This is a genomic window from Nostoc sp. CALU 546, from assembly GCF_048836525.1.
The window spans coordinates 38648-52881 of record NZ_JAWJTF010000019.1; the positions used below are offsets into that span (position 1 = coordinate 38648).

General features: G+C 42.6%; 10 protein-coding genes. 2 read left to right on the plus strand and 8 right to left on the minus strand.

Annotation, left to right across the window (positions count from 1 at the left end; genetic code table 11):
• Positions 1–120 precede the first annotated feature (120 nt).
• Positions 121–1614, minus strand: a complete 1494-nt coding sequence (locus tag RRG12_RS12205) for a DUF3131 domain-containing protein (protein ID WP_420759458.1) — start codon at positions 1612–1614, stop codon at positions 121–123.
• A 149-nt stretch (positions 1615–1763) separates the two neighbouring features.
• On the opposite strand from RRG12_RS12205, the gene RRG12_RS12210 reads away from it, so the two are divergent.
• Positions 1764–2339, plus strand: coding sequence for a TIGR04376 family protein (locus RRG12_RS12210; RefSeq protein WP_069069332.1), 576 nt, complete (start codon positions 1764–1766; stop codon positions 2337–2339).
• A gap of 3 nt (positions 2340–2342) precedes the next feature.
• Here RRG12_RS12210 and RRG12_RS12215 read toward each other — a convergent pair whose 3' ends face one another.
• Positions 2343–2609, minus strand: coding sequence for a hypothetical protein (locus RRG12_RS12215; protein ID WP_420759459.1), 267 nt, complete (start codon positions 2607–2609; stop codon positions 2343–2345).
• A 144-nt stretch (positions 2610–2753) separates the two neighbouring features.
• On the opposite strand from RRG12_RS12215, the gene RRG12_RS12220 reads away from it, so the two are divergent.
• Positions 2754–5453, plus strand: a complete 2700-nt coding sequence (locus RRG12_RS12220) for an NACHT domain-containing protein (protein ID WP_420759460.1) — start codon at positions 2754–2756, stop codon at positions 5451–5453.
• A gap of 80 nt (positions 5454–5533) precedes the next feature.
• On the opposite strand, the gene RRG12_RS12225 is transcribed toward RRG12_RS12220, so the two are convergent.
• From RRG12_RS12225 to RRG12_RS12250, 6 genes are all read right to left on the minus strand, one after another.
• Complete coding sequence (locus tag RRG12_RS12225) at positions 5534–7132, minus strand: iron uptake porin (RefSeq protein ID WP_420759461.1); 1599 nt, start codon at positions 7130–7132, stop codon at positions 5534–5536.
• 337 nt (positions 7133–7469) lie between these two features.
• A complete protein-coding gene (locus RRG12_RS12230) occupies positions 7470–8516 on the minus strand; it encodes a Gfo/Idh/MocA family oxidoreductase (RefSeq protein WP_420759462.1) in 1047 nt (348 codons plus the stop codon).
• Between the two features lie 141 nt (positions 8517–8657).
• Positions 8658–10058 (minus strand): sugar porter family MFS transporter, encoded by a 1401-nt coding sequence (locus tag RRG12_RS12235; RefSeq protein ID WP_420759463.1) that lies wholly within the window; start codon positions 10056–10058, stop codon positions 8658–8660.
• Between the two features lie 138 nt (positions 10059–10196).
• Positions 10197–11195: an ABC transporter permease subunit gene (locus RRG12_RS12240; RefSeq protein WP_069069326.1), complete on the minus strand. Its 999-nt coding sequence runs from the start codon at positions 11193–11195 to the stop codon at positions 10197–10199.
• Entirely contained in the window at positions 11192–12748 is a 1557-nt protein-coding gene (locus RRG12_RS12245; protein ID WP_420759464.1) for a sugar ABC transporter ATP-binding protein, read from the minus strand. Before RRG12_RS12245 ends, RRG12_RS12240 begins: the two co-directional genes overlap by 4 nt.
• A 419-nt stretch (positions 12749–13167) precedes the next feature.
• Positions 13168–14193 (minus strand): ABC transporter substrate-binding protein, encoded by a 1026-nt coding sequence (locus RRG12_RS12250; protein ID WP_420759465.1) that lies wholly within the window; start codon positions 14191–14193, stop codon positions 13168–13170.
• Positions 14194–14234: the final 41 nt, after the last annotated feature.

The following is a 14234-nucleotide window of genomic DNA, read 5'->3' on the forward strand; positions in this document are numbered from 1 at the left end:
GAGACAGGGATTTACAATCCCTGGCGGACGTGAGGTTTCGCGTTAAGTTGACACTAATGAGCAATGCTTTACCCCTACGAAAAATCTATATGTATCAAGATTTTTGTGAAATGGTATAACTTAGGGTTTTCTGATAGCCTTCTCTGTTGATTTATGACTCTTGACTCCTGCCCAAAAGGTAAGTGGTTGCCCAACTTTCTTATACAGTAGACTCTCCAAAATAACACCGTTATTATTGGCGGTAAGAGTTTTATTTGGCTGACGCAGAGACTCATAAAAACCGTTGTACCAGCCTTCTTTAGACTGAAGGTTGCCTTGAACGAAATCAAATAACTGGCGAGTATAATCAGTGTTATAAAGTACATGCCAACCGATCGCAGCTTTGGCACTGAGGAATCGCAAATTGTTATGCTGTTCTCTAGTATCTGTAATAGTTGTCCAAGGTTTTCCGTTGACAAATAGGCTGCTGTAAACGAAGTATGGAGAGCGATCTAAGTTGTCTGCGGTAACGGCAGTTAATTGTTTTGTGGCTTCATAACGCGCTGCTTGAGCAGCTAAAATCCGATCGGCATAAGCTTTAGGCAAAGCTTGAAATCCAGTTTCAATACCATCTAAGATATAAGGTTCGCTAAGAACGTAGTTATTAGCACCAGAGTTTTTATAGTCACGTTGATCGTAAGGAATTCCCTGTCCGTAAAGATCAACAAAGGCAGCGTGAGACTGATAATCTAAGGCTTTGTTAACATCCAAGCCCCAAAGCTTCAGACCATAAGCAGCATAATTCTCATAACCCAAGCGACCTTCTTGGTTGTACTGTTCTTTACCTTTGACAACAGCAGTACCATACATTTGTCCTCTTTTGGTCAGACGCTTGACTTGCCAATGTTTCCAAACTTCTTCTGTTTGCGATCGCATTTCTGGATACTTTGCCCCGACAATCTTCAGCCAAATTGCCATCCTGCCCAAATCGATGGCTGACCAACCAATTTCTTCCCGTTTTTCTAGTTGACCATAGTTAACAGGGACGAGAGTTTTAGCATTGTAAAGCTTGTTGGGTAGTTCCCCTTTGTATAAAGGCATTGATGCCAGAGTTTTCAACATTTTGCTCATTTTGGCTTCAAATTCAGCCACAGGCACAATATTGAGTTCTCTAGCACTGACCAAGGCTGCGATCGCTGCTGTCTGATCCCACATACTGACAGAGGCAAAGCCATCAACGGAATTGACCAAGCCAGTTTCATCGTTCCAGTTGCGCTGGAAGTATGACCAAGCCTGACGAGCAGTTGTCGTTTCCCCTGGAGTCAGCTTTCCAACTCCAGGAGCAACGTATGGAATTATGGCGATCGTTAGTTGGTTTTTAGGGATGGGTTGACCTGGCAACACTAAAGATTTAGCATCAAAGCTGGCAATTATTTCAGCTTCTTGAGTAGAGATAGGGCTTTGGATTTTATCTGGTTGTACCAACTGCTGTGAGGCAGTTTGGTCTACAGAAGTTTTAGGAAGTTGCTTAGACCAAACAGTTAAAATTGCGATCGCGATCGCAGCGGTAAGCACTCCTCCTACAGAAGCTAGTATGAACAAGCTCTTAGGTGGCGGTTGAAAATCAGAACTCATACTGATTAAAGCCTTATTTTGTAAGTCAGGGTTATTTGCGTAGTTTCACCAAATACATTCTTCCCAATTTTGAAATCTAACTAACACCCAGAAGTCCACCTGACCACTACAATAAAATAGTCACGCACCCGATCTCTGGAGTTCTAGCAGTGGGCTTATTTGATGATTTGAGTCGGTTTTTAGAAAACCGTTTAGAAGAATTCTTGCGTAACAATCCACATTTGGAGTTAGAGGCGCTGCTAGAACAGCTGCGTGAGCAAGAAGAAGATACATTAAAGCTGATCGCAGATTTAAAATTACAAGAGAAGCGATCGGAAGAAGAAATTCTCTCTACCGCTCAAGAAATTCAGCGTTGGCATATCCGGATTCAAAAAGCCAAAAACGCCAATAGAGAGGATTTGGCAGCGGCGGCGGGTGAGCGAGAAGCAGCCCTGTTGCGCGAAGGAAATCAGCGCTGGGGACACATGCAAGGGCTGAAAGAACGCATTAACCAATCTCAGGAACTACTGCAAAAAATTCAGCAACGGCGACAGGAAGTGCAAGCTAAAGCGGCCGAAGCACAGACAGCCCGTGCGAAAGCGCAAACCCAGCAGCGCTCGGAAAGCATTGGTTGGTCGAATCAAACTAGCAATTTTTCTGGTGGTTTTGATGACTTAGAAGAGAAGTTCCGTAGTTGGGAAACTCAGGATGAGTTAGAACAAATGAAGCGGAATATGCAGAAGTAGCGCCTATTGGCTAAAATACGCCGAAATAGCAAATGAGTATGCCGAAATAGCAAATGCGATCGCCGAATTAACAAATGCGAATGCCGAATCAACAAATGCGATCGCCGAAATAACAAATGAGTTCGCCGAATCAACAAATGCGATCGCCGAAATAGCAAATGAGTTCGCCGAAATAGCAAATGAGTATGCCGAAATAGCAAATGCGATCGCAGAATCAACAAATGCGTAGGCGTAGCCAGCCGTAGGCATCGCCAGAAATAGCTTACTCACTTGGTTTTTCGCGTCAGTTTTACCCCACCCTAACCCTCCCCTTGGAAAGGGGAGGGAACAAGATTTCTTATTTCCCCCCTTTACAAGGGGGGATTAAGGGGGGTAAACGTGTAGTATGTATGTAAACTATATATACCAAGCAATATGAGCGTAGATTTATTAGCTATTGTGGGCCCAGTAGTAAAAGCAGTAGCTCCAGAAATTGTTAAGAAAATCAATAGTGCATTAAATCCTACAGACTTAGAAAAAGCTTTAAAAGCAGGTGCCAAATCTGCTGATGAATGGGATAATAAGCAATCTTATGAACAGCATTTATTCTATCATTGTGACGACAAACAAACTAGAGAACTTCTAGACCAATTTTTCAAAGATACAGGAGTTCAAGAAGAATTACAGAAGCCTTTTACAGAGAAAACAACCCCAAATCTACAAGTTTTAATTAAAATATTCCACAAAATTAAATCAGAAAAGCCAAACTTAGAGTTTCACGATAAAAGTATTGAACATTGGCTGAAAAAGTTTGTAGATGCTTATTTTGAACACACCAATACATATTTAAAGTTTCAAATTGCTAAATCAGATTATCTTAAACAACTATTAGGCTATTTTGATGGTGTTGAATTTGTCGGAATAAAGGTAAAAACAAAAGAAGAAGAAAAATTTGCTAAACTACCACAAATTTTTGTGATGCCTAATGTAGTTGAGCAGGTGGAAGTTAGAGCAAGCACAGGTTTAAAATTAAATCTAGATTTAGCTTTAGAAGAAACAGCCAACCAGCAACGCCAGGAAAATTTACTTTGGGAACAACAAAGTAGTGGCAAGAAATTCTCAGCTAAAGAACTGCTGAAAGAAAGTATACGCAATAAATTTGTTGTGTTGGGAGAACCAGGAATTGGTAAAACAACTTTGATGAGTTACTTTGCTTTGATGTTGGCTAAACAGCAGACTGAGAAACTCGGTTTATCAGCAGACTTAGAGTTACTGCCAATTTTGATTAGAATTAGAGACTTAGGCAAAGCTCCAACAAAGAATCTTTTAGAATATGTACGCATTTTTGCTAATAGTATTCATGTTAAAGAATTGCCCAAAGGTTTCTTTGAACATTGGTTAGATGATGGGAGAGCGTTAATTTTACTTGATGGCTTAGATGAAATCGCTAAACCAGGCGATCGCCATGAATTCGTAAAGATAATTCACAGCTTTCTCGGACAATATTCTCAAAATCGGGCAATTATAACTTCGCGTCCAGCAGGTTATAATCGAGGATTTTTTGGTACAGATGAATTTCCTCATTATCAGCTAGAAAAATTTGATGATAGTCAAATTGATTTATTTATTCAGCAATGGTATAACAGCAGACTGCCAAACAACCCAGAAAAAGCACAAGAGCGTCAAGAAAGCTTAAAAAAAGCATTAGCAACACAAGAACGCATCAAATTATTAGCACGCAATCCTTTATTACTGACAATTATTGCTTTGATTCATCGCTATGATGCACATTTGCCCAGACAACGACATAAACTCTATGAACAAGCAGTTGATACGCTATTGATTAACTGGGATGTAAACAAGGATATTGAGTCCTGGAAGCTGAATTATATTAAATTGGACGATATCAAAAGATTGATGGAACGCCTAGCTTACTGGATTCATTCTCAAGGGGAAAGTAGCGATAAAGAAGGCGGTACGCTGATTGATAGAGATGAGTTAATTACGCAATTAAGCCAATATATTGGTGAATGTAATTATCAAGTTCAAAAACATCAAGCTCAAGAGGAAGCAAAACGCTTAGTTGACCATATTACAGAACGCTGTGGTTTATTAAACGAACAAGGTCAAGATAGATATGCCTTTGTGCATAAGACATTTCAGGAATATTTGGCAGGTGAAGAAATACGCGATCGCCAATCAGGAGACTTTAACGAAGTACTAAATCACATTCGAGATTATCTACACAATTCCCACTGGCGAGAGGTGTTGTTGCTGTTAATAGCTCAACAAAATCCAAAGAACTCGAAAAAAATTATTGAAGCAATTCTGCAACAAGAGACTCCTTATGAAGAATGGCTGCATCGCAATCTTTTATTTGCAGGTACTTGTTTAGCTGAAGATTTAAAATTATCTGATGGCAAATTGATTACAGATATTTTGCAGAAATTAGTTGAGCTTGAAGTTAGCAATTCTCAGTCAGTAGGTAAGAAAGTTAAATCACAGGTTTTTCAAATTCTTTGCAATTTAAATGAAACCCGGTTTCAAGCTCAAGCACTAGAACGGTTGAAAGCATCAGCAGATTTGGATAAAGGGCGACTGCGAGAATACCGGGCAGCTTTAGGTGAACAACAGGAAGTATTGGCAGAACTGCTGGGTTTACTCAAAGATGAGAGTCAGAGTGTACGTAACTCTGCTGGTTTTGCATTGGGCAACTTGGGCAACGCCTCGCCACAGGTAGTTGAAGCACTGCTGGGTTTACTTAAAGATGAGAGTGAGATAGTGCGTTACTTTGCTGCTCAAGCATTGGGCAACTTGAGCAACGCCTCGCCACAGGTAGTTGAAGCACTGCTGGGTTTACTCAAAGATAAGAGTGAGATAGTGCGTAACTCTGCTGCTGATGCATTGGGCAAGTTGGGCAACGCCTCGCCACAGGTAGTTGAAGCACTGCTGGGTTTACTCAAAGATGAGACTCCGATAGTGCGTTACTTTGCTGCTTCTGCATTGGGCAAGTTGGGCAAAAACTCCAGCAATGTAACTGCTACTGTCGCCGAATGGATTTCACAACACCAGGATTCAGAGTATGTAGGAAATGGGATTGATGCGCTGTGGAATTTGGTAGTAACAGAAGAATAATTTTTGTTTTTTCACTAGAAGTTTCTAAAGAGTGCTGAATACTCAGCACTCTGTTACTCAAACAAACCATTGACATTCAGTTAAAAATCGAAAGTTGTCCGAAGCACACCCACATACTGCGTATCATTTCTGCTGTCGTTTTCTGGGTTGAGAATCACCCAAAAACCAGGAGTAACTGAAATGTTATCATTTAGTCGGTAACGATAGAATGCTTCGATATGATAAGCGTTGTCTCGATCTTGACGAACATCACTGTTAGAGACACGCGGCGGTATACCAAAGAGAATTCCCGGCAAGTTTCCCTTACCGCCCACATCGGGAAACGACATACCAATCGCCCCAAACCAAGCATTGGCATTATCACCATTGTTCACGAAGAGAGAATCTGTTCCACCTCTGCCATTGGAAATATCACTCAAACCTGAGTTTTTGGCAGTTGACCAGATATAACCACCCCAAGAGTGAATCTGGAAATTTGGGGAAAAGCGATAGTATCCTTGTGCGCCAACAATGCTGTTGGAAGTAGCAATGGTGTTTCCAAAGGGAGCGCCTGATAAAGCACTGCCCCTACCGGCGGTGATATCTACAGAGCCAGCAGGGGTATAGCCATGAGAGTAAGCGACACCAATAGATCCTTGCTTGCCGTAATATACCAAATGTGCAAGGGCGTTGTAACCACCATCAAATAACCCATTTTGCGCTGATGGAACGTTGGGATTATTCGCTAAATAGCCCAAGGTGAGAACTAAGTTTTTGCTGATATTTAAGTTAGCAGCTGCACCACCGCCACCCCGCTCGAAGAGGGGACTGTTTTTGCCAAATAGTGAGGGAATTCCGTTACCGTCATCGGCGATTGTGGCAGGAGTCACGTTATCTGTGATGTCGTTGTAGCCAATGCCTGTGGGGCCGACAACGAAGGAAAGGGAATCGCTAACGGGGAAGTAGTAACGGATGTGGGGAATTATCAGTGTATTGTTGCTGTCATTGTCGAAATTCAGGCGTGTCATTCCCGTGCCTGTGGCTGCGGCAATTTGGCTTGCACCATTGGAATTCGTAAAGTTGCCAAACTCCAGCCGGACTCGCAACAAATCTTTGCCGGTGAAGCTACTTTCTAAGTTGAGACGACCCCGGTTTGCAAAGTAGAGATTGGATTCATCATCTTCACCACCTACTCTATTACCAAAGGTATCACTAATGGCGGTAATAATTTGAGCATTCAACCTAGTAGTGGTGGAAAACTGCTGCGCCTCCAGTGTTGCTGTCCGTGCTTCTAGGGTATCCACTCGCCCACGCAGAGTTGCCAATTCTGCCGCAAAGTCTGACTGTAACTTTTGTAGCACTGCCAAGTCTTGCTTATTAACTAAATCGCTAGTAGCTGTGGCAATTAACTCATTAATCCGATCCAAACAAGCATTTAAACCTGCGGCAAACTCATAACGGCTTAAGGCACGATTACCGCGATAGGTGGAATTGGGATAACCTGCAATACAACCGTAGCGTTCGACCAAAGATTGCAATGCACCAAATGCCCAATCGGTTGGTTGTACATCAGAAAACTGGGAAACTGAGGTAACTTGTCCCTGCAAATTTCTATTAGAATCATCTTCTGGAGGTGCTGCCCAAACTGCTGGAATTGCCAAAAATAAGAGAAAAAAGCTATAAAAAAGAGTTTTGATCATTGACTTATTAGTTGAAGATGGTTGAATTCTGACTTTGTAACCAAAGAGATTACCAAAAACTTGGGTCTGTTCGCGAAGCGTCTCGTAGAGAAGCCCTGTCCTTTGAGGACGGCTTTTTATCTCGGTGACAGGACTTTAAATGAGTAATGAATAATGAGTAATGAGTAGTGAGTGGATGAGAAATGGGTATTTACTCATTACTTATTACTTATTACTTATTACTCCAGAATCCCCTCCCCTTCTTTCTCGGTGAGTATGTCAAACTAGAAGCTTTGGTTAGAGGTTATGAGATAATCAGCGTTAAAGTTAGATATTTTGAGTTTAGGTTTTAGGTCACTTAAAGCAACGCTATGACTTTTTGCTCATTGCTGCTTGTAATAGCCGCTTCTATAATTCGCATTACATTAATTCCATCTTCGGCAGTAACAGCAATTGGCTGATTATTAACAATGGATTTATACACCGCATCGTAATAACCTAAATAACTGCCCTGTGAGCTTTTAACTTTTTCCCGAATTACTTTTGTGTCTTTTTCTGTATGAAGCAAGCCATATTCACTTTCCGGCTCTGTATACCAATCAAGTGTATTAGGCTTCATACCCGCTACTAAATACTCTTCTTGTTTATCGGCTCTGCTTTTGAGAAAAGAACCTTTAGTGCCATGTATGATATAACCCGGTTCAGGCTCACGCACAAGAAAACTTGCTTTTAATTTGACGCGCAGTTTGTCGTAGTATAATATCAACTCAAAATAATCATCTACCTGCGATCGCAGCCTAGTTATGCGGATATCTGCAAAAACAGCATCAGGCATCCCAAATAAATGCAAAGCTTGGTCTATTAAGTGCGGCCCTAAGTTGTTTAATGTTCCTGCCCCCGGACTTGGAACTTCTACGTGTTGTTTATGGCTAAGGGTTGGTTTATATTTTTGAAGTTGAAATTCTGCTTCAATAATATCACCTAGCAAGCCTTCTTTGACAATTTTTTTTACTGTTTTAAAATCACTATCCCACCTCCGGTTGTGATATACAGATAATTTTTTTCCCTGTTTTTGTGCCAATTCTTTCAGGTGTTCGGCTTCTGCTACCGTTGTGGTGAATGCTTTTTCTACCACTACATGTTTGTCTGCAAGCAATGCCTGTTTAGTATAATCGTAATGGGTATAAGTGGGTGTATTTACCACCACCAAGATTACTTGCTCATCTGCTAGCAATGCTTCTAAAGAAGGATAGCTTTTGACATCAGGATAATGTTCCTGTATTAGCTTTTTGCTTCTTTCCCAAGAACCGGCTAATTTAAATCCGGGATGCAAATCAATAAACGGCGCATGAAATACTATGCCAGATAAACCAGAAGAACAAAGAGCCGTATTGATAGTTTCCATGTTTTTATTGATTGACTGAAGCGAGGGTTTGTATTTAGTTCACCAAATTAATTTTGATAAGTTCGTAGTGGCTGGCTCTAGCTCTCATCTAAGCACTAAAGTGCTTACTACGAACTAAATCAAACTTGATGAAACTACAAATTACATATCTTCTAACTCAATTCCGTTGGTTTCTTTAATAAAAAAGAGAATGAAAAAGAATGAGGTCGCTGCCGCAATTGTATAAAGTCCATAGGCAGAACCTAGACCAAAATATTGCAGTATGGGAGGAAATGTTGTGGAAATGATGAAATTCGCAACCCATTGCATGGCAGCTGCAACTGAAAGTGCAGCGCCTCGAATTTTGTTATTAAACATTTCTCCCAATAGCACCCAAACTACTGGCCCCCAGGAGAAGCCGAAGCAAAATACATAGAGGTTGGCTGCAATGAGAGCCACGGTACCTGCGCTTCCGGTGAGATTGGGGTTCCCAGCAGCATCTAGGGGAGCAGTACCAAAAATAGAAGCCATCGTCCCCAAGGTCAAGGTCATGCCAATCGACCCTAGTATGAGTAAGGGCTTGCGACCAAATTTATCTACAAAGGCGATCGCAATCAATGTTGTAATAATGTTGACGGCTCCTGTAATCACGGTAATTGATAGGGAATCTTTTTCTGAGAACCCGACTGCCCGCCACAAAACGCTGCTGTAGTAAAAGATTACATTAATCCCAACGAATTGCTGTAATACAGATAAGCCTATTCCTATCCAAACTATTGGGAGGAGTCCACCACTTCTGCTTAAAAGGTCAGATAACCTGGGTTCGCGTTCTCGAAGCACTGTTTGCCGAATTTCTTCGATTTTTGGCAGTACGTTACCCCCCAAAATTTTGGTCAGAACGTTAGCTGCTTCTGGTTCTCGACCTTGAGCAACCAAGTACCGGGGAGATTCGGGAATCATTAAGGCTGCCATTCCATAAAGCACGGCGGGAGGAATTTCCGTCCAAAACATCCAGCGCCAAGCCGCGATACCAAACAAAAACGGTGACTCGGCTGAACCTGCTGACACCGCAATAAAGTAGTTGCATATTAGGGCAATGAAAATCCCAATTACGATCGCTAATTGTTGCAGAGATCCTAATCTTCCTCGCAAATGGGTAGGAGAACATTCCGCGATGTAAGCTGGGGCGATTACACTAGCAGCACCAACTGCAATCCCACCCAATACCCGCCAAAAGATAAAATCCCAGATTCCGAAGGCTATCCCGGAACCAATGGCGCTGATGGTAAAAAACACCGAAGCTGCTACCATTGCTTTGACTCGACCATAACGATCTGCGATTTTCCCTGCATAGAAGGCTCCTACCGCAGACCCCAACAATGCCAGTGATACGGCAAGACCTGTTAGCACACTGTTGGCGTTAAAGGTTTGGGAAAGAGCGCGAACCGCGCCGTTGATTACTGCGGTGTCAAAACCGAACAGGAAGCCGCCGAGAGCAGCAGCACCAGCAATCAAAATGACATAAAATGTGTTGGATTTACGACGAACAGTAGTGGTAGACATAAGTTTGTATATTGGGAATTGGGCGTTAGGAGTGCTGAGTGCTGAGTGCTGTTAGCGGTAGCGGGGCGTTTAGCCCGTGCTGAGTTAAGAGTTTTGTTTATCTCCCTCATCCCCCCAGTCCCCAGTCCCCAGTCCCTTTTATCGTCTAGAACGTCTGCGTAACCGATCAATCATTACTGCCAAAATAATTACTAGTCCTTTGACGACTAGTTGCCAGAAGTAAGATAGGTTCAACAAGGTTAAACCGTTGTTGAGAATCGCAATAATTAATGCACCTAAAAGTGTACCGCCAATAGTGCCAATACCACCTGTAAAGCTGGTTCCACCTAGAATAACAGCTGCGATCGCATCTAATTCATAACCTTGACCCAATACACCACTGGCACTATAAAGACGGCTGGCGCTCATGATTCCTCCTAAGCCTGCCAGTAATCCACTAATACCATAGACGAATAGCAATACCCGATTAACTTTAATCCCTGTTAATCTTGCTGCCCGCTCGTTACCACCAACGGCATATATCTGCACTCCTAAAACAGTTTGCCGCAGGATAAACCAGCTAGCTATCACAGTCAGTAGCGCAATTATCACTAGCCACGGCAGGGGGCCGACATAACTATTACCCACCCAAGCAAAATTTATGTCCCGGTTAATTAACGTTGTCCCCTTGGCAATCAAGAAGCCCACACCCCGCAAGGCTGTAAGTGAACCCAAGGTGACAATAAAAGGTGGCACATCCAAGAAGGTGATGAGCGCACCGTTGAGTAAGCCCAAAAACAATCCTGCAAGCAACGCAGCAGGTACGGCTGCCCAACTTAAAGCCGGTAGTAGCGATACCAGCAGGGCAACTACGGCAGAAACAGCCAATATTGACCCAACTGAAAGGTCAATACCGCCGGTGAGAATTACAAAGGTCATTCCTGTTGCCAGCACAATATTAATTGATGACTGACGCAAGATATTAATGATGTTACCGCCGGTGAGGAAGTTGGGAGAAAGGAATGCAAATAAGATGCAGATAATTACTAGGATTGGCAGAATACCCGCAACTTCTAACAGAGTGCTGATTGATTTCCGGTTGCGAGCTGCGGAATTATTGGCTGATTTATTGATAGGTGGTCTGACTGTTTGACTCATGATGCTAATACCTCCGATGCTCCAGTTGCGTAGTGCATAATCTTTTCTTGGGTGATTTCTTTGCCAAGACTGCCATCCAGTTCGCCTACCAGCTGTCCTTCTCGCATCACCAAGACGCGATCGCTCATGCCGACAATCTCTGATAGTTCGCTGGAAACCATTAAAATAGCAACACCTTGCGCTGCTAATTCACTCATAATTCGGTAAATTTCGCTTTTGGCACCGATATCTACGCCGCGTGTCGGCTCATCTAACATCAGTACTCTCGGCTTAATGGCTAACCAACGCGCTAGCAATAGTTTCTGCTGATTACCACCAGAAAGATCCAATGCTCTAATTTCCAAATTGGCTAGGCGGATATTAAAGTTTTCTACCGCGTCTGTTGATAGCCGATTCACTGAAGGCCAGTTAACAATTCCACCCTTTGCATCCTGCTTGAGTGTGTTGATGGCAATATTCTTGCGGGCGCTCATCTCCAGAAATAAACCTTGGTCTTTGCGGTCTTCTGGAACGTAGCCAATTCCCGCCGCGATCGCATCACTGGGGCTATTAATTTCCAGTTTTTTGCCATTCAGAAATACTTCACCACTGGCTTTGCGGTCAGCACCAAAAATCAGCCGGGATAGTTCTGTGCGTCCTGCGCCAACTAGACCCGCTAAACCCAGAATTTCTCCAGCATGAAGTTCAAAACTAGCCGGCTCAATTTTCTTGCGGGCGTCGCTCATATTCCTGACTGACAGCACCACTGGGCCAGGATGCATTTGCCGTTGATGTTCGTAAAAGTCTTGCATGGAGCGACCGACCATCATCTGCACTAATCGCTGGGGAGAAATTTCGCTGCGTGTCAGACTGCCAATATATTGACCATCACGCAACACACTAATCCGGTCAGCTAAGGCATAGATTTCTTCCATGCGATGGCTGATGTAAATAATGGCAATGCCATCACGCCGTAGTTTGCGAATTACCTCAAATAAATGGTCGCTCTCGCGGTCAGATAGGGCTGCTGTTGGTTCATCCATCACCAAAACGCGGCTTTTATCTTTCAGCGCCCTGGCAATTTCCACTTGCTGCTGTTCGGCAATGGACAAAGTACCAACTATAGTCTGGGCGGTAAAATTAGCTCCCAGGCTTTCCAACACTTCCTCTGCTTCCAGTTGCATCGCTTTGCGGTCTAAAAGCTGACCTCGCCGCAACTCGCTACCCATAAACATATTTTCGGTAACGGTTAAATTCGGTGCAACGTTCAGTTCTTGATAAATTAGGTTAATACCCGCCTTGCGTGCTGTCGCCGGATCGGTAATTTTCAGGGGTTGACCATTGATGCGAATTTCTCCTTCATCGGCAATGTAAGCCCCTGCCAGGATTTTCATCAATGTGCTTTTACCTGCTCCGTTTTCACCCATGAGGGCGTGAACTTCTCCAGGATAAATGGTGAGATTAACATTTTGGAGCGCAGATACACCATGAAATCGTTTTGTAATCCCTTGCATTTCTAACACCGGGGTGGTGGCTGGTGCATCAGAAAATGAAGTTTCAATATTTGTTGTCATGAGCAAAACCTGTAAAAAAATTTAAAATTCGCGAACCTAAATTAGAAATTAATAAATTCATATTTGATTGATCGCAAAATCATGTTTTCAAAGCTGACTAGGAGTTGTCAAGAGATATTTTCATCCTTTGTTGTTAACGTTAGTTCAGAGAGATTCTTGGGAAAGTCTAAGTGCTATAAATAGACACTCAAACTTTCCACTGATGCACATACATAGCGGTTATCAATTGGGTGCAGCAGAGTTTTAACCTCTTTCTAAACCCATCTTTCTATTAAAGAAAAGACAGGCATAAAGATGAGGTTTGGTATTAATTTAAGTGAAAACAGCCAGACATTCTAGGTATGTGCAAAAACTTTACAAATGCACCAAAGGACTTATATCAAAAGACATAATTTCCAATTGCAAATTCACAATTTTTATTACTTCCAGCCTTTTTCTGTGCTGACGTTATCTTTTGTGATCAACTTAACTGGAATCAGAATCGTAGAACTGCTTGGTTTTTTCCCATTTAAGATGTCGTTGCCAACTTGAACTGCTTTTTCAGCCATCCCTCGCGGATTTTGAGTAGCAGTTGCCGCATATATACCATCTTTAGTTGCGATCGCAGTAATAGCTTCTGGCGCACCATCAACTCCAACAATAAAGAAATCTTTACGTTGTGCTTGATTAGCTGCTAGTTCTGCGCCAACTCCACTGGGATCGTTGATGGCAAAAACCGCATCAATTTTTGGAAAGGTTGTGAGCAAATCGGTCATAACTCTGAGTCCTCCATCCCGACTACCCTCTGCATTCTGGTTTTTAGAGAGGATTTTGATATCAGGATATTTGGACAATACACTCTCGCAGCCACTAACTCGCTGAATCACCGAGTCTACTGGCGGCCCGTTAACTATGACAACATTGCCTTTACCTTTGAGGCGATCGGCAATATATTTGCAACTAACTTCTCCAGCTTGGACATTGTTGGTAGTAATGGTGGCGTCTACACCTCCCTCAGCACCAGTGTCTACTGCAATGACAATTCGACCTGCTTGTTTTGCCTTTTCAATTGCCGGCTTAATACCACTTTTATCAGCAGCATTGACGATAATGATATCAGTGTTGGAAGCCGTGAAATTTTCAATTTGATTAGCTTGTTGGTTGAGGTCATAGGCACTGGAAACTACGGTAACATTGACATCCTTACCGCCAATTTTCTTCGCCTCTGCCTCAGTTGCTTGTCCCATGAGGACAAAGAAGGGATTACTTAAATCACCAACAGTAAAGGCAACTGATTTTAATTTTCCATTCCCAGTGGCGGTTTTAGTCTCTGCACTGGTATTGGTAGCAGGTTTTGTATCAGGGTTAGTAGCAGTGCCATCGGGAGAAGTATTTGTACAGCCGATAAGACTACCACTGATGATCCCTAGTATGCCAGATGCGATCGCAATCTTTTTCACATTCATATATCTCCTAGAAACACCAAATTTCAAAACGATGTATTTAA